The organism is Nocardiopsis halotolerans DSM 44410 (assembly GCF_000341065.1).
Lineage (GTDB): Bacteria > Actinomycetota > Actinomycetes > Streptosporangiales > Streptosporangiaceae > Nocardiopsis > Nocardiopsis halotolerans.
In genome coordinates this window covers 1-17083 of sequence record NZ_ANAX01000328.1, presented here as the reverse complement: position 1 = coordinate 17083, position 17083 = coordinate 1, and the positions used below count along the sequence as shown (strand labels likewise).

General features: G+C 68.9%; 16 protein-coding genes and 1 tRNA gene. 10 read left to right on the top strand and 7 right to left on the bottom strand.

The window, feature by feature from the left end:
* Positions 1-36 precede the first annotated feature (36 nt).
* The 8 genes from D455_RS0123925 to D455_RS0123890 all read left to right on the top strand — a co-directional run bounded on the left by D455_RS0123925 (position 37) and on the right by D455_RS0123890 (position 9798).
* Positions 37-804, top strand: coding sequence for an FhaA domain-containing protein (locus D455_RS0123925; protein WP_449289320.1), 768 nt, complete (start codon positions 37-39; stop codon positions 802-804).
* A 284-nt stretch (positions 805-1088) separates the two neighbouring features.
* Complete coding sequence (locus D455_RS0123920; RefSeq protein ID WP_193789458.1) at positions 1089-1595, top strand: FHA domain-containing protein FhaB/FipA; 507 nt, start codon at positions 1089-1091, stop codon at positions 1593-1595.
* The gene (locus D455_RS0123915) at positions 1592-2926 is read left to right on the top strand and encodes a Stp1/IreP family PP2C-type Ser/Thr phosphatase (RefSeq protein ID WP_017573209.1); all 1335 of its coding nucleotides are present in this window, start codon (positions 1592-1594) and stop codon (positions 2924-2926) included. Before D455_RS0123920 ends, D455_RS0123915 begins: the two co-directional genes overlap by 4 nt.
* Positions 2927-2932: 6 nt before the next feature.
* Positions 2933-4345, top strand: coding sequence for an FtsW/RodA/SpoVE family cell cycle protein (locus D455_RS0123910; RefSeq protein ID WP_017573208.1), 1413 nt, complete (start codon positions 2933-2935; stop codon positions 4343-4345).
* Entirely contained in the window at positions 4342-5802 is a 1461-nt protein-coding gene (locus D455_RS0123905) for a peptidoglycan D,D-transpeptidase FtsI family protein (protein ID WP_017573207.1), read from the top strand. Before D455_RS0123910 ends, D455_RS0123905 begins: the two co-directional genes overlap by 4 nt.
* A complete protein-coding gene (locus D455_RS0123900) occupies positions 5799-7373 on the top strand; it encodes a serine/threonine-protein kinase (protein ID WP_017573206.1) in 1575 nt (524 codons plus the stop codon). The genes D455_RS0123905 and D455_RS0123900 overlap by 4 nt, the downstream gene beginning before the upstream one ends.
* Positions 7374-7465: 92 nt before the next feature.
* Complete coding sequence (gene pknB, locus D455_RS0123895) at positions 7466-9322, top strand: Stk1 family PASTA domain-containing Ser/Thr kinase (RefSeq protein WP_017573205.1); 1857 nt, start codon at positions 7466-7468, stop codon at positions 9320-9322.
* 221 nt (positions 9323-9543) lie between these two features.
* A complete protein-coding gene (locus tag D455_RS0123890) occupies positions 9544-9798 on the top strand; it encodes a cell division protein CrgA (RefSeq protein ID WP_017573204.1) in 255 nt (84 codons plus the stop codon).
* A 326-nt stretch (positions 9799-10124) separates the two neighbouring features.
* Here the strand turns inward: D455_RS0123890 and D455_RS0123885 are convergent, their stop codons facing one another.
* Together D455_RS0123885 and D455_RS0123880 are read right to left on the bottom strand one after the other, a co-directional pair.
* Positions 10125-11039 carry a rhomboid family intramembrane serine protease gene (locus tag D455_RS0123885; protein WP_169552671.1) on the bottom strand — a complete coding sequence of 305 codons (915 nt, stop codon included), beginning with the start codon at positions 11037-11039 and terminating at the stop codon, positions 10125-10127.
* Positions 11040-11079: 40 nt separating this feature from the next.
* Entirely contained in the window at positions 11080-11571 is a 492-nt protein-coding gene (locus D455_RS0123880) for a peptidylprolyl isomerase (protein WP_017573202.1), read from the bottom strand.
* A gap of 305 nt (positions 11572-11876) precedes the next feature.
* On the opposite strand from D455_RS0123880, the gene D455_RS0123875 reads away from it, so the two are divergent.
* The gene (locus tag D455_RS0123875) at positions 11877-12476 is read left to right on the top strand and encodes a hypothetical protein (RefSeq protein WP_017573201.1); all 600 of its coding nucleotides are present in this window, start codon (positions 11877-11879) and stop codon (positions 12474-12476) included.
* 84 nt (positions 12477-12560) lie between these two features.
* On the opposite strand, the gene D455_RS0123870 is transcribed toward D455_RS0123875, so the two are convergent.
* The 5 genes from D455_RS0123870 to D455_RS0123850 all read right to left on the bottom strand — a co-directional run bounded on the left by D455_RS0123870 (position 12561) and on the right by D455_RS0123850 (position 15765).
* On the bottom strand, positions 12561-13181 hold the full coding sequence (locus tag D455_RS0123870) for a DUF1707 and DUF4870 domain-containing protein (protein WP_026122923.1): 621 nt from the start codon (positions 13179-13181) through the stop codon (positions 12561-12563).
* A 234-nt stretch (positions 13182-13415) separates the two neighbouring features.
* Positions 13416-13730, bottom strand: a complete 315-nt coding sequence (locus tag D455_RS0123865) for a WhiB family transcriptional regulator (protein ID WP_026122922.1) — start codon at positions 13728-13730, stop codon at positions 13416-13418.
* A gap of 629 nt (positions 13731-14359) precedes the next feature.
* Positions 14360-14432, bottom strand: a tRNA-Ala gene (locus D455_RS0123860).
* A gap of 214 nt (positions 14433-14646) precedes the next feature.
* A complete protein-coding gene (locus D455_RS35610) occupies positions 14647-14769 on the bottom strand; it encodes a DLW-39 family protein (RefSeq protein WP_014912962.1) in 123 nt (40 codons plus the stop codon).
* 165 nt (positions 14770-14934) lie between these two features.
* Entirely contained in the window at positions 14935-15765 is an 831-nt protein-coding gene (locus D455_RS0123850) for a helix-turn-helix domain-containing protein (RefSeq protein WP_017573199.1), read from the bottom strand.
* A gap of 311 nt (positions 15766-16076) precedes the next feature.
* On the opposite strand from D455_RS0123850, the gene D455_RS0123845 reads away from it, so the two are divergent.
* Positions 16077-16385, top strand: a complete 309-nt coding sequence (locus D455_RS0123845; protein ID WP_017573198.1) for a hypothetical protein — start codon at positions 16077-16079, stop codon at positions 16383-16385.
* The last annotated feature ends 698 nt before the right edge of the window (positions 16386-17083 follow it).

The window sequence follows — 17083 nt, the reverse complement described above, 5'->3', positions numbered from 1 at the left end:
TACACATACGAAGTGGAGTACAAAGGGAGGTACCTCGTGGGAGTGCTCCAACGCTTCGAGCGCAGGCTTGAGGGCATGATCGAAGGCACCTTCGCGATGGCCTTCAAGTCGGAGCTCCAACCGGTCGAGGTGGCGAGCGCCGTCCAGCGTGAGATGGACGAGCGCGCGGCGATCGTCGCCCAGGGCCGCACCCTGGTCCCGAACGACTTCATCGTCGAACTGGCCGCCAGCGACAGGGAACGCCTGGAGGTCTACGCCGACAGTCTGGGCCAGGAACTGTCCAAGCTGGCACGCGACTACGCGACGGAGCAGGGTTACTCCTTCGTCGGGCCGGTACGCGTCCACTTCAGGTCCGACGAGGGCCTCAAGACCGGTCGCTTCCGGATCCGGTCCGGAGTCGTGCGCGGCACCATGGTCGGCAAGGACGGCGAGGTCCGCCAGCCCGTCGGTGACCCCGGCCCGACCGGGGGCCAGCAGCAGACCGGACGTCCGCGTCTGCTGATCTCCCCCGGAGGGGCCGCGGCCGAGGGCAGCATCGCCAGTCACGGCATGCAGCAGTCCTTCGAGCTGACCACACCGGTCACGCTGCTGGGGCGCGGCACCGACTGCGACCTGCGTCTGGTCGACAACGGCGTATCACGCCACCACGTGGAGATCCGTCTGGACGGCGACGAGGCCATCCTGGTGGACAAGGGCTCGACGAACGGGACCTTCGTCAACGGACAGCAGGTCAGGCAGGCCCGTCTGGTGGACGGCAGCAGGATCAGCCTCGGCCGCACCACGATGACGTTCCGCCGCGACTGACGCCCCGGCGGAACCGACCGACCAGACCCGACGGAACCACAACCAACGCCGTCACGGCGGCGTCTGACAAGGGGCGGGCCGACCGCGTCCGGGGCCCGCTGTCGGATATCCGGCCGGGAGGGTAGTCTCCGCGAAGACCTGACCGATCGGGCACAATGGCCGCGGCCGAAGGCCGCGACCGGCGATCTCGACACACTCACCAACCCGAAGGTGGGGAAGACACGGTGGCGGCGCCGATGACCGCCATCCCGGCCGAAGCACGACAGGGGCTGAAGAGCAGTTCGATGTCCAACTTGACCCTCATACTGATCAAGATCGCGTATCTCGCGGTGCTTTGGCTGTTCATCCTCACCGCGATCGGTGTGATCCGCACGGACCTCTTCGGCTCCAAGAAGAAACCCCGGCGGAAGCCCCGCCCCGCGCCGCGTCCTCCGTCCCGTCAGGACGCCGGCCCCTCGTACTCGTCGAAGCCCTCCCGGCCGCCGCGTCCGCGTCGGAACGAGCCCACCGCCCTGGTCGTGACCCAGGGGTCGCTCAAGGGAACCAGCGTCGACCTGGGCGTCCAGCCCATCCTCATCGGACGCGCCCCGGACTCCACGCTCGTCATCACCGACGACTACGCGTCCGGCCGCCACGCGCGCGTCTACTCCGACAACGGCCGCTGGTTCGTGGAGGACCTGAACTCGACGAACGGCACCTACCTCGGCCAGCAGAAGCTGAACCGCCCCCAGCCCATCACGGTGGGTCAGCCCATCCGTATCGGCAAAACCGTCCTGGAACTGCGCAAATGACAATCGCTCTCCGATACGCGGCGTACTCCGACGTAGGATGCCTCCGCGAAGGCAACGAAGACTCCGGCTACGCCGGCCAGAACCTCCTCGCGGTCGCCGACGGCATGGGCGGTTACGCGGGCGGCGAGGTGGCCAGCTCCATCGCGATCTCCTCGATCCGCACCCTCGACTCCGAGCCGCCTCGCACCGACGAGATGGCCGAGGTGCTCCAGCGCGCCGTCGAGCAGGCCAACGCCTCCCTCTCGCGCAGGATCATGGAGGAGCCCCAGCTGGAGAACATGGGCACCACCCTGACGGCCATGCTCTGGGCCGGTCCCCGGGTGGCGCTCATCCACATCGGCGACTCCCGCGCCTACCTGATGCGCGGTCCCCGCTTCGAGCAGATCACCCACGACCACACCCTGGTGCAGACACTGGTGGACGAGGGCAAGATCACCGAGGAGGAGGTCGCCACCCACCCGCAGCGCTCCCTCATCCTGCGCGCCCTCGACGGCAAGAGCCCGGTCGACCCCGACATCTCCATCAGCGAGGCCAAGGCGGGCGACCGCTACCTGCTCTGCTCCGACGGGCTCTCCGGCGTGGTGAGCAAGAAGACCATCCACGAGACCCTCGCCACCGAGGCCGACCCGCGCGGCGCGGCCAAGAAGCTCATCGAGCTGGCCATCCGCGGGGGAGGACCGGACAACATCACCGCGGTCGTCGCCGACGTCATCGAGACCGAGACCGACCACGAGGGTCCCACGCGCACCGCCCAGGTGGTCGGCGCCGCAGACCAGCGGCGCGAGAACGTCGACCAGGGCAACGACACCCCCGCCAGACGGGCCCAGGAACTGCGCGGCTCCGGCGACACCGCCGAGATGGACCCGATCCGGGACGACGCCCCGGGGCAGGCCCCTCCGGGCGGCGCCTACCAGGAACCCCACAACGACGACCACGACGAATACGAGGCCCCGCCCACCAACCGGCGGGGCCGTCCGGAACCCGAGTACCGCCAGAAGCGCTGGTGGCCGGTGATCCTGGTGTTCCTGCTCGTGGTCGCCATCGTCGCGGGCGCCACCTACTACTTCGGCCGCCAGTACGTGAACGGCCAGTACTACGTGGGCCCCTCCTCCAACGGGGAGACGGTCAGCATCTACCAGGGCATCAACACCGACATCGCGGGCTTCAACCTGTCGGAGGAGGTGGAGGACACCGGGATCACCCTGGAGTCGCTCTCGGAGGCCGACCGCCAGAGCGTGGAGAACACCTTCCCGACGGAGAGCCTGGCGGACGCCCAGGAGCGCGTCGACACGCTGGAGACCGCGGCCGACGCGCGAGAAGGGTCCGGGTGATCTGACATGAGCAAGGCCCCCGCGCCCGAGGCTCCGACCGAGCTGCCCCCCGTCAAGCGGCGCAACGCCGAGCTGGTCCTCATCATCTTCGCCATCGCGATCACCATGGCGGGCATCGCGATCGCGGGTCTCAACATCAGCGGAGAGATCCCCTCCGCGATGTGGACGGTGGGCCTGACCTTCGCCGCGATGGCGGCGGCGGCACACGTGGCGATGCGGTTCGTGGCGCCCTACGCCGACCCGCTGATCCTGCCCTGCACGCTGTTCCTCAACGGGATCGGCGTGGCGATGATCTGGCGGGTCAGCGCGGGCGAGGCCGAGAACGCCGAGAGCGCCGGCGCCGGTTCACAGCTGATGTGGACGGCGATCGGCCTGGCCGTGTGCTTCCTCATCATCATCTTCCTGAAGGATCCGCGGGTCCTCCAGCGCTACACCTACATCAGCGGCCTGGTCGCGATCTTCCTCCTCGCGCTCCCGATCATCCCCGGCCTGGGCCAGGAGGTGTACGGCGCTCGGCTGTGGATCAACATCCCCGGTCTGGGCACCATGCAGCCCTCGGAGTTCGCCAAGATCGCGCTGGTGATCTTCCTGGCGTCCTACCTGATGAACAAACGCCAGGTCCTCCAGATCGTCGGCAAGCCGATCAAGGTCGGCCGCTTCACGCTCATCGAGCTGCCCCGGGCCCGCGACCTGGCGCCGATCCTGGTCGGCTGGGTGCTGGCCATCGGCATCCTGGTCCTGCTGCGCGACCTGGGCACCTCGCTGCTGCTCTTCGGCACGTTCCTGGCGATGCTGTACGTGGCCACCCAGCGCTCCTCGTGGGTGACCATCGGCCTGGCCATGTTCGCGGTCGGGGCGTTCACCGCCTACCTGCTCTTCTGGCACGTCAAGGCCCGTGTCAACATCTGGTTCAACGCCTTCGACCAGGAGGTCTACTACGCGGTCGGCGGCAGCCAGCAGCTGGTGGAGGGACTGGTCGGCATGGCCTACGGCGGGCTCTTCGGCACCGGTCTGGGCGCCGGGGAGCTGTACAGCACCTTCGCCGCCGACAGCGACCTCATCCTCGCCACGCTCGGCGAGGAACTGGGACTGACCGGTCTGCTCGCCGTGCTGATGGTCCTCGGCCTGCTGGTGGAGCGCGGCATGCGCGTCGCGCTCGCGGTCACCGGCTCGTTCAACAAGCTGCTGGCCAGCGGTGTCGCCTTCCTGCTCGCCTACCAGGTCTTCATCGTCCTGGGCGGGCTGACCAGGGTCATCCCGCTGACCGGTTCGACCACGCCCTTCATGGCGGCGGGCGGTTCGGCCCTGGTGGCGAGCTGGATCATGATGGGCATCCTGCTCCGCATCAGTGACAACGCCCGCCGACCCGCACCACAGGCCATCCAGGACGAGGGCGCGACACAGGTGATCCGACGATGAACACACCGATCCGCAGACTCAGTATCTTCGCCTTCCTCCTGATCCTGATCCTGATGGGCAACGTCACGTGGCTCCAGGGATTCCAGGCGGAGGCGATCCGCGACGACCCGCTCAACACACGCCAGTACAGCGAGCGGCTGAGCGAGGCGCGCGGTCCCATCCAGATCGCCGGGGAGAACGTCGCCTACTCGGAGGACATCTCCGGGGAGGACGGGCAGCCGCGCTACCAGCGCATGTACGAGGGCGGTCCCCTGTACACGCCGATCGTCGGCTCCTTCCGCGCCTACGGCGCCTCGGGCATCGAACGCACCGAGAACGCGCTGCTCAACGGCACCGACGACCGTCTCGCGGTACGCAACTTCCGCGACATCATCACCGGCCGTGAGCCCGAGGGCGCGCAGGTCCAGCTGACCCTCAACCCCGAGGTGCAGCAGGCGGCCTACGAGGGTTTCGAGCAGCTGAACGGCAAGAACGGCGCGGCCGTCGCGCTCGACCCCGAGACGGGGGCGATCCTGGGCGCGGTGTCCTACCCGTCCTACGACGCCAACGACGTCGTCAGCATCGACGACATCGAGGCGGCCACGCAGAACTACACGGAGCTGGAGAACAACCCGGACAAGCCGCTGCTGAACCGGGCCCTCCACGAGTACTACCCCCCGGGTTCGACGTTCAAGGTCGTGACCGCCGCGGCGGCCATCGAGTACCTGGGCGCCACCCCCGAGACCACCCAGGAGGCGCCCGACGTCATGGACCTGGGCGGGGAGCTGCCCAACGCCACCCCCGGCCAAACCTGCAACGGCGGCGAGCCCGACACCCTGGCGCACTCGATCCAGATCTCCTGCAACACCTCGATGGCCAACTGGGCGCTCGACATCGGCGGCGAGAACCTGTCGGAACAGGCCACCGCGTTCGGGTTCAACCGCGAGGAGGGGGACCTGAACGTCCCGATCCCCGTGCTCCCGAGCAACGCTCCGGTGGAGACCGACCGCAACATCCTGGCCCGTGCCGGTATCGGCCAGTCCAACGTGCAGGCGACCCCGCTCCAGATGGCGATGGTCGCCGCGGGCGTGGCCAACGGCGGTGAGGTCATGAAGCCCTACTCCGTGGACACCGTGCGCGACTCGGACCTGTCCGTCATCACCCAGACCAGCCCGGAGACCTACTCCCAGGCGGTCAGCGCCAGCACGGCCCAGGACCTCAAGGAGATGATGACCCTGGTCACCCAGCCGGGCGGCTCGGGTCCCAACGCGGCCATCCCGGGTATGGAGGTCGCCGGCAAGACCGGTACCGCCGAGACCGGTCCGGACAGTCCCACCCACAACTGGTTCATCGGCTTCGCCCCGGCGGACGACCCCCAGATCGCGGTCGCGGTCGTCGTCGAGTTCGGCGACGTCAGCGGTGGCGAGCTCGCGGCTCCGATCGGCCGCGAGATGATGGAGGCAGTGGTCCTGGAGTGAACGCCTACGAACCGTCTTCCCAGAACGGTCCCGGTGGACTCACCGGGACCGTTCTGAGCGACCGCTACCGCCTGGAGGAACAGGTGGGTTCCGGCGGCATGGGCACGGTGTGGAAGGCGACCGACACCCTGCTCAACCGGCCCGTCGCGGTGAAGCTGCTGCACCTCTCGCAGATGGCCGAACCCACGGCCAGGGAGCGGTTCCGGACCGAGGGCCGCATCACCGCGGGGCTCTCCCACCCCGGGATCGCCCAGGTCTACGACTACGGCGAGGAGAACGGCCGCGCCTTCCTGGTCATGGAACTCGTGGTCGGCGAACCGCTCTCCCAGGTGCTGCGGGAGAAGGGCAACCTGAGCCCGGACCAGACCCTGGACTTCGTGTACCAGGCGGCCAAGGCCCTGGCCGCCGCCCACGCGCGCGGCGTGGTGCACCGCGACATCAAGCCGGGCAACCTGCTGGTCACTCCGGAGGACCAGCTCAAGCTCACCGACTTCGGTATCGCCCGGGGCGACATGTCGGTGACCCTCACCCAGACCGGCATGGTCATGGGAACAGCGCAGTACATCTCACCCGAGCAGGCGTCGGGCAGGCCGGCGACCGCCTCCTCGGACCTGTACGCGCTCGGTGTGGTGGCCTACGAGTGCCTGGCGGGGACACCGCCGTTCACCGGTGACACCCCGGTGGCGCTGGCCCTGGCGCACACCCGCGAGGACCCGCCGGAACTGCCCGCGCACATCCCCGCGGACGTCGACCACCTGGTCTCCTCCCTGCTGCTGAAGGACCCGGAGGAGCGGCCCGCGACCGCCAGTGAGGTCGCCCACATGGCCGCGGTGATCCGATCCAACGCCGGAACCGGGCCGCCGACGCCCTCCACGGGGTTCGACGGCATGGCCCAGACCGCGGTGGTGGGAGCGGTCGGCGATCCCGACCCGGGTTCCCCGTCGTCCCGGACCGGCGGCCAGCCGACCGCGGCCCCTGACCAGGGAGGGGAGTCCGCTACGCTGGCCGGGGCACCGGAGCGCCGCAGGATCAGCGTTCCCATGGTCCTCACGGCGATCGCCGCCGTGATCCTGATCGCCGCCGCACTGGTGGGCGGGATGCTGTGGGGCGGTGGTGCCGACAACAACAACGCACTGCGCGACGCCGACCAGTCCCCGGCCGTGACCGACTCCCCGTCCCAGGAGGAGAGGGAGGAGCCCGTGGAGACCGCTCCGGAGGAGACCCCCGTGGCACCCGAGGGGGACACCGACTGGAACACGGGTCCGCGGGAACCCACGGATCCGGAGAGTCCCTCTCCCAGCGAGGACTCCCCGGAGAGCGACCCGTCCGACGGTACCGGCGGGGACGAGGGATCCGAGAACGGACCGACCACCCCGCCGGACCAGGGGACCGACGAGCCGACCAATCCGAATCCACCGGACACCGACGGCGGTAACGACGATGGAAACGAGGGTGGCGGCGGAGAGGACGGCGGATCCGGCGGCGGTGACAACGGTGGCGGCGGAAACGGCGGCACCGGTGACACCGGCGGTGGCAACGGTGGCGGCACTGACGACGGCGGAACCGGATAGAACGACACACCCAGACACCATGAGCGAGAGACGTTCAGGGTAGGCGGCGGCCCGCGGGCGGCCTCCGGAAGACACGAGGATCAGTACACGACATGTCCCAGCCCCGGCTCCTTGGCGGACGCTACGAGCTCGACGGCATCGTCGGGCGCGGCGGCATGGCCGAGGTCTACCGCGCACGCGACCTGCGCCTCGATCGACTCGTCGCGATCAAGACCCTCCGACACGATCTGGCCCGCGACCACGTGTTCCAGGCGCGGTTCAGGCGGGAGGCGCAGTCCGCGGCCTCCCTGAACCACCCCGCCATCATCGCCGTGTACGACACCGGCGAGGACATGGTCGACGGGGTGTCCATCCCGTACATCGTCATGGAGTACGTGGACGGGCGAACCCTGAAGGAACTGCTGGACGACGACCGCCGCCTGCTGCCGGAGCGCTCGGCGGAACTGGTCGACGGCATCCTCAAGGCGCTGGAGTACAGCCACGACAACGGGATCGTCCACCGCGACATCAAGCCCGCCAACGTGATGCTGACGCGCAACGCCGAGGTCAAGGTGATGGACTTCGGCATCGCCCGCGCGATGGGCGACGACCAGGCGACGATGACGCAGACCTCGCAGGTCATCGGTACCGCCCAGTACCTGTCCCCGGAACAGGCGCGCGGCGAGCGGGTCGACCCGCGCAGCGACATCTACTCCACGGGCTGCGTGCTCTACGAACTGCTCACCGGCCGCCCGCCCTTCACCGGTGACTCCCCCGTCTCGATCGCCTACCAGCACGTGCGTGAGGAGCCGGTCCCGCCGAGCGAGATCGACCCCCAGGTCCCCGACTGGCTGGAGGACGTCACCCTCCGGGCGATGACCAAGAGCCGCGAGGAGCGTTACCAGAACGCGGCGGAGATGCGCGCGGACATCCAGCGCGGCCTGGCCGGGATGCCCACCCAGGCGGGCACCATGGCCATGGCCGCCGCGGGCGCCACGACGGCGATACCGCCCGCCGCCGGTGGCCGGTACGACGACTACGACGACTACGAGGACGACTACGACGACCGCTACGACGACCGCAGGCGGGGCGGCGGCGGGAAGGCCGCCGCGCTGTGGGTCCTGCTCGGCGTCGGCGTGATCGCCTCCATCGCGCTGCTGTTCTTCCTGATCAACGGCGGGTTCGGCGGCGAACCCGAAGCGCCGACCGCCGCGGTCCCCGAAGTGGCCGGGTCCACCGCTGACGAGGCGCAGACCGAACTCGGTGAGGCGGGCTTCGAGGACGTCACCACCGAGCAGCAGGCGAGCGAGGACGTCGAGGAGGGCACCACGATCGGCACCGACCCGGAGGCCGGTGAGGAGGTGGCCCTGGACACCGAGATCACGCTGTTCGTCTCCAGCGGCCCGGACGCCGCCGAGATCCCGAGGGTGCAGGGGCAGGTCGAGTCCGAGGCGCTGAACACGCTGAACGGCGCGGGCTTCGAGAACGTCACCACCCAGGAACAGGCGAGCGAGGACGTCGAGGCCGGCAACGCGATCGGCACCGACCCCGCCGCCGGTGAGGAGGTCGCACCGGACACCGAGATCACGCTGCTGGTCTCCTCGGGCCCCGGCCAGGTACAGGTGCCCGACCTGATCGGGATGACGCGCTCCGGCGCGGAGGCCGCCCTGGCGCCGCTGGAGCTGAACGCCTCCTTCACGGAGGAGGAGACATCGGAGGCCCCGGCTGGCACGATCATCAGCCAGGACCCCCAGAACGGACAGAGCGTGGAACCCGGGTCCACGGTGAACATCGTCATCGCGATGGCACCCGCCACCCAGTCGCCTCCGCCCGGTAACGGCCAGGAGTCCCCGCCGGACGGGGGCGACCANNCCGACGGTGAGAACGGCGGCGGCAACGGTGGCGAGAACGGCGGTGACCAGCCTCCGGGCGGTGACGACGACCTGTTCCCCTCCGTCCGCAGGGACTGAGCGAGCCGGGAGACGTCGACGAACGGGCCGCTCCGCGCGCAGGCGCGGGGCGGCCCGTTCGCGTGGGGGGCGCACCGGACGGCACCGGAGGGCGTGACCCGCCACGCGGGTACGGGTGTGGTGCGTGTGATCCGGTACATCCCACCGGTGACGGGGGCTCCCCCCGGGGCGTAGACTGTGTTCTCGTTCAGGAACACGCCCCACGTACTGGAGCAGCGACCGTGCCCAAGTCCCGCAGCGATCGCAAGAAGAAGGCCGTCTACACGCCGCCTCCTTCGAAGGAGAAGCCCAAGGTCAGCCCGCGCTGGCTCGTCCCCCTGATGCTGGGCTTCTTCATCCTGGGCATCCTGTGGATCGCGGTCTACTACATCGCCGGCGACCAGGTCCCCTACATGCGTGACTGGAGCCAGTGGAACCTGCTGATCGGCTTCAGCGGGATCATCGTGGCCGTCATCCTCTCCACACGCTGGCACTGACCCCTCCCGCCCGGCGGATCCCCGCGGCCCGACCGTCCCCCGTTCGGTGGCCGCTCCGTCCGGCGACCGCGGGTGCCACCGGCCGTACCGTGTCCGCGCCCGCGTGAACAGTATCGACACAGGTTATCCACAGGGTTATCCACAGGCTGTGGGTAGCTCCGTCTCGCATGCCCGCGAAAGGCGCGGGCGAGGGATCCCGACAGGTGCCGCGAGAGGACCGTGTCGCCGGTCGGGTCGGACGCCACCTCTCCCGGGCACCCCCTGACGGCGGAGACCACGTGACGGCGGGAGCCCCGGAGGCGTTCCCCCCGAGGCCCTCCCCTCCGTCAGCCGAGGATGATCAGCGGTGCCGTGACCACCAGGGCCACGAGGACGGCGGCGAACGCCCCCGCCAGCAGGACGTGCGTGAGTGTGCGGGTCCCGGCCCCCGCGGACCGCCCGGGCAGGTAGGCGAACACGGCTCCGAGGGCGAACCCGGCGACCAGACCGCCGATGTGCGCTGTCCAGGAGATGCCCGGGACCGTGAAGGTCAGCACGAGGTTGACCGCCAGCAGGACACCGACCATGCGCAGGTCCAGGCGCAGCCGCCTGCCCAGGACGAACACCGCCCCGAAGAGGGCGAAGATCGCGCCGGAGGCGCCGACACCGAGCTGGTTCGGCGCCATCAGGAGGCTGAGTACCGACCCCGCGAGCGCTCCGAGCACCCACAGGGTCAGGAAACGGCCGTGCCCCAGCCAGCGTTCCAGCTGCGTGCCCAGGACGTACATGGCGTACCCGTTGAACAGCAGGTGGAAGACGCCGCCGTGCAGGAACGCGCCCGTGATCAGCCGGTACCACTCACCGGCGAGCACCCCCAGGAAGGTCCCGTCCTCCCACTGGAGGAGGCCGAGCATGCCGAACTCCCCGACCAGCGGCGAGAGGCGTGCCTGCCCGATCGGATCGGACGTGCCCAGCTGGGCGAGGAAGACCGCCGCGATCAGGCCGATGATCGTCCAGGTGACGTACGGCCTGTTGACGATCCTGCCCCCGAATGTGGTCCGGGCCCGACGCATCCCCCGGTTCCCCTCCGCGACGCAGCCGGGGCACTGGAAGCCCACGGACGCCTCGACCATGCAGTCCGGGCAGATCGGCCGCTCACACCTGCTACAGCTGACCCCGGTCTCCCTGTCGGAGTGCCGGTAGCAGGTACGCGGGGCCGGGCGCTCCGCTCCCGTTCCGGACGGCGGCGGAGATGCGGTCATGGGCGGATCCCCCTTCCTCGGGCTCGGGGCGCCGTCGCCGCTATCGGGTGATCTCGATGCTGTTGATCACCACGTCCTCGCGAGGACGGTCCTGGGAGTCGGTGGCGACCTTCGAGATCTCGGTGACCACCTTCTCCCCCTCGACNCAGTACGGCTTCTCCACGGTGATGAAGAACTGCGAGCCGTTGGTGCCCGGGCCCGCGTTGGCCATGGCCAGCAGGAACGGGCGGTCGAAGCGCAGGTTCGGGTGGATCTCGTCCTTGAAGGTGTAGCCGGGGCCGCCGCGGCCGGTACCGAGCGGGTCGCCGCCCTGGATCATGAAGCCGTCGATGACACGGTGGAAGATCGTGCCCTCGTACAGGCTGCTGTTGGACGGCTTGCCCGTGGTGGGGTCCATCCACTGCTTCGAGCCCTCGGCCAGCCCCACGAAGTTGGCGACCGTCTCCGGCGCCTCCTCCTCGAACAGCTTGACGACGATGGTTCCCTTGGAGGTGTTCAGCCGCGCGGTGGGCTGACCCTTGGAGTCCGACACCTACGTGCCTTTCGGTCGACTTCGTTTACGTGCTCACGTTACCCGTCCGTCCCCCGGGCTTGACCTGAATCCGGTGTGGTTCCGCGGCGTCCGGGCAGCTCGCCGGGGCACCGGTACGGGGTGGAGCCCGAGGAGACAAACCGTCGGGCGGTGTCGAAACGAAGATCACACCCGGAGAGGACGTATGTTGAGATAACACCCGGGTAACGGGTAGGGGCGACGAGGAAACCGCCCGTGTGACGTGGACCGTCGGCCGTATCGGGTAGAGGCCACGGAAACTGGCGAACGATCGAAGGAGCGTCGAGGTGTCTATCACTTCCAAGCAACGCAGGGCACGCAAGGACGCGGAGGCGACCCTCGCCCGCCTCCAGGACGCGGCCCGCGAGCAGGCCGATCGGTTCGGACCGTACGCCGACCAGGCGCGCGACCAGGCCGCTCTGAGGCTCCTCCAGGCACGCGGTTGGACCGCTCCCCGGTTGGAGAACGCCGCGCTGCGCGTGGAGGACACCGTGGCGCCGCGGGTGGCCGGGATGCTCACCGCGGCGGCCCAGCGCGTCGACCCGAACCCCGGCCGCCGCGGGCTGAAGCTGTTCCGACGTGGCAAGCGCCGTGTCCCCCGGGGGATCCTGATCGGCGGTGCCGCGGTGGTCGGCGGCTTGGTGGTGTATTCGCTGGTCCGCATGCGTCAGGCCTCCCAGGACGCCGAGTGGCAGGAGCACCTGGACCAGGCGCGTGACCAGGTCCGCGAGACGCGGGAGAACCTGGAGGAGCGGGCCTCGGAGACGTCCGACAAGGCTTCGGAGACCGCCAAGGCGGCCAGGACCACCAAGGGCAAGGCCAAGGAGACCGTTCGCGCGGCCGCGGGGGAGAGCCGGGCCAAGGAGAACGGCAAGCCCGGCCACTGACAGCAGTGACGAGAGACGGACCGCCGCGCGGGGTGGGGGAGTCCCCGCCCGCGGGCTGGTTCCCTCTCCGGGTTCCGTCGGCGCTCAGTCCTCCTTGATGGCGCGGAAGAACATGGGGTAGCGCCAGTCCTTGCCCAGGAGGCTGGCGATGCTGGCGACGGCCGGGAGGACCATCCAGCCCAGGGCGACCGCCAGCGTCACCAGGAGTGGCGCGACGAGCCAGAAGAGAAGCAGGCTCGCGATCCCGGTGATGATGCAGAAGATCTGGAAGTTGAGCGACTCCAGGGCCTGGCGCCGCACGTAGGGCGAGAGCCTGTCGCCGGCGAGCAGGAACACCAGGGGAGCGACGAGGGGGAAGAAGTAGTTCCCGCCGTGCCCGACCGCGGCCACGATCCGCTCCGCGGTGGTGCTCTCCGGGGAGGCCTGCTGCCCGCTCCGGCCGCCGAAGACGCCGGCGGCCGGCCTCTCGGGCTCTCCCGACGGGGTGACTCCCAGGTCCTCGGTGAGGGGGACCAGGTCGGCCCCGAACTTGGCCCGTATGGCCTTCTCGGTGCGCTCGTCGAGCTCCTCCTCGTCGAGCTGGCCGCGGCCGAAGGCCTCCTGGAGGACCTTGATCGTGGCGTCACGTTCGGCGTCGGTGAGGCGGATCTGCGGCCTGGCCTGCGGTTCCCAGGGGCGCCTCGCCGGATACTGAGGGTCCTGCACAGCCACTCCCATTCCCACTCCCAACGGCGACGGGAGTACGGCTCCGATCAGCCGTACTCCCACCATGATGCGTCACCAGGACGAGTATGGGTATCGGGACCGTCCCTGATTCTCCCCTGATCCGCGTCTCCCCCTTTCGACGGAGGCGGCCCCGACTTTCGTCTGTGATCCGGTCGCCGGGGCTCCTCTCGGCCGTTCGGGGCCCGTCTCGCGGGGCGCGGTCCCGCCCGAGGACTACTGCCGCACGGGGACGGGCGCGGCGTCCTGGGCCCGCTCCCGCTCGTACTGGCGCTCGGCGCTGGTGAGCAGCTCGTACCAGTTGGTGACGTCCTTGCGCCGACGCAGCAGGGCACGGCGCTCGCGTTCGGTCATACCCCCCCAGACACCGAACTCGATGCGGCCGTCCAGCGCCTCGGCGAGGCACTGGGTACGGACCGGGCAGCCCCGGCAGATCAGTTTGGCGCGGTTCTGGGCAGCGCCCTGCACGAACAACGCGTCGGGGTCGATCTCACGGCATTTGGCACGAGCTGCCATCTTCTCATTCCACATGTTGCCCCACTCCCAAGATCAGCATGTGTGGTGATCGGAATCCGCCGACCGGCGCGACCGTCGGCGGGTGAGGAGACGCGGACCGGTCCGAGGACGGTGTCACGGGGCCGGGCGAGGGCCGCACGGCTCGTCTTCGGGGGTCGATCGTTTCGGCGCGCTGTCTTCCTCGTTGTCGCTGGTGTCGAAACTACGGTTCGTCCCAGTTCACCAACAGACCCCAAGAGGCCTATTTCTCGTATGGCTCAGTAGGACCATTGCACTTAGGGGAGGTGTCATCATACACATACGCAGAGTAACTGCATGTGGTAGAAGCGGGCCCGCGCAACCCACAGGAAAGGCCACCCGGCAACCTTTCCCCGACAGGTGCCGTGACCTGCGCTTTCATGCCGTGTCTGAGGCGATCACGCGCGGTCGGACTCGGCGGGGCGAAGAGGACTCTGTGTCATCCAACTCACCCGAACGGACTATACGGACCCCTGGCCGCACACCCCATTTGCGGCCTTCGGGGACGAATCGGAACTACCGATTAGTAACCTTTTCCGAGCAGCGACGAAACGCCACTTTTCGCTTTTATGCCCCGATACGCAGAACGGGGACCCTCCCGTGGGAGGGTCCCCGTCTTTCCTCGGTGGAGCCAAGGGGAGTCGAACCCCTGACCTCCGGTATGCAAAACCGGCGCTCTGCCAGCTGAGCTATGGCCCCGCGGACCCGGGCGCAGGCCCTGGTCGCTCTGGAGAGCATACCTTCATCGGGGGCGGTCCCGCTCACCCCTCCGCCCGGGGCCAGGAGCAGCACAAAGCCGTGGGTCGCACCTCGGGATCTTCGGCCCACCCACGTCTTCGTGTTGCTCATGAGCGGGCCGGGACGGCGCACACCGCGCCCGTCCTCGGTTCGCCCGGTGGATCAGGTCCGTCGGTCAGCTCTCGCTGGCCGCCGTGGCCTCGGTCCACAGGTCGAGCTCGGCGCGGTCCGCCTGGATCTTGCGGTAGACGGCGAAAGCCCCGAGGGCCACCAGCGCCAGAACGATGATCTTCTTCACTGTCTGGACCCTTTCGTTGACGTGGAAGCGGGCTCCCGTACGAGACGGGGGCTCCGCAGAGAACTTTATGAGGTTGTCACCAAGCAGACTAGCAAGCCGTCGGGAGCGGTCCCCGCCACAGTCGACCGTTTTTCCGCACAAGACGTGAAGGGAGCCTCCGGGGCCTCAGGTCAGCAGCGCCATCCGGCGCAGAATGCCTGTGGTGACCTGCGGGGACGCCGCGATCCGGGTGAGTTCGGACCACACCTGTTTGCAGGCCGCGACCGACTCCTCCGCCTCCACGATCGAACCGCCGTGGGTGGCCTCGACGTACGCCAGCGCGGCCTCGTCCTCGTCGAACTCCAGCACGGAGAAGGGACCGGACACGCCCGGGTGGGGACCGGTCGAGGTGGGCAGCAGCTGCACCGTCACGCGGTCCGAGCTGGTGGCCAGTTCCACGATGCGGTTGGTCTGCGCGCGGAGCAGTCCGAGGTTCCCGGCCACCCGTTGGAGGGCGTCCTCCTCGATGATGGCGTGGTAGTCGAATCCGCCCTGGTCGAGAACCTCCTGGCGCTTGAGGTAGGCGGCCACCATGCGTTCGACGGTGTGCTCGCCGTGCCCCAGGGCCCGTGCCACCGAAGCGGTGTAGTCGGGCGTCTGGAGAAGGTCCGGCACGAGAATGCCCGCGTAGGACTGCACGGAGACCGCGCCCGCCTCGTTGCCCACGTACGCGGACGACAGCACGTCCTCGTACTCGGTCCACCAGGGGCGCAGCCGCGACTCCCGGACGAGCGTGAGAATGGCCTCGCGCTGCCCACCCGTCACGCCGTACAGGCGCAGCAGGGCGGAGATCTCCATGACCGACGGCCACTTGCGGATACCGGTCTCGATGTGACCGAGTTTGGCCGGGGACCACTCCAGCTCCTCCGCGACGTCGCTGAGGGTCATGCCCGCGTGTACGCGATGGCGGCGGAGTTCGGCGGACAGGCGCCGACGACGGACCGTGGGGCTGGTCATAACGCTGTTCCCATGACGCAGAGTGGCGGAGTTGTACCACCAGCGAAACACGCCGCCTAGCATCTAGCAATGCGTTTCTAGGAAACAGCTGCCGATTCGATGCATTACGGAGGCCGGAAACCCCACGGGTCGGGCGACAAACCCATCCTTTGTCACGAAAAACGGTGGACTGCACCCCCACAGGCACCAGGCATTTCCTCACGTCACAGGAGCCACAGCAGCTTGAGGGCGTCAGCCCCGTATGTCTCAACCGCGTACGATGCTTGAGGTGTCCGCTCCGGCGGGCGTGACCGTACACATAGAGGAAACCCATGAGCTACCCCATTGACGACGCCGAGCAGCTGATCGCGAACGCGGAGGCGGAGATGCCGCCGAGCACCCGCTCCCGTCTCATCGCGAAACTCCGCATGGGGAAGCACATCGACGACGCTGCCTCCGAGCTCGGTATCACCACCACGCAGGTCTTCGCGACCGCCCGCATCCTCACTGCCTTCGGCGAGCAGCTCGACTCCACCCTCACCGAGCAGAGGGACCCATCCCTGCCGCACGGGACCGTGACGGGGTACAACAAGCGCTGCCGCTGCCCTGAGTGCCGCAGCGCCCTCCAGCAGCGCGTCTGAGCCCCAGGGGGCGGGAGAGGCGCTCACAGCGCCTCTGAGGCGCCCCTGAGGCGCTCTGGAAGGTTCCGGCCGTGTCCTCGGAGAGGATCAGGCCTGTCCCTGAGTGAACAGGCCGACCACCTGCGCTAACACCTCGTTAACCGAGACTTCTCGAACCAATACGGCCGACACAGGCTTATCGGCTCTGGCTCGGGGAAAACCGCAGACCATGAACGAGTACGTGGACTGGTCGGCGATGAGCGAAGAAGACTTCGTGGCGCTGCTGCGGCAGCTCATCGAAACCCCCGAAGCCGACGAGGACTGACAGAGACCACACCGACGACGCGGGCATCGCCCCCCTTCTCTCCCTCCAGGCGTGCACCAGTCTCCCTCCAGGCGTGCACCAGCCCAGGGGGATCGAGCACGTGCCCTGGCGGCTGCCGCAGGAGGTGGCGTGGAGCGTGCTGGTGTCATGCTGTCGTGTACCTGTGGGGTGAGCCGTGTACCCGTGGGGCGGGTGGTGATGGTCCACCCCGAACTCCGCCGTGCACCCACGAGACCCAACCCACACCAGGAAAAGAAACCCAAAGGAAAGAGAACACCACACTCCCCAACCCTGGGAGGGCGTCCGCGCGATCAAGAACCACCCACACCTGGGAACCACCCCAGGGCCACCCCGCACACAAACCCCACCCCAGTGCACAAACGCACAAACCACC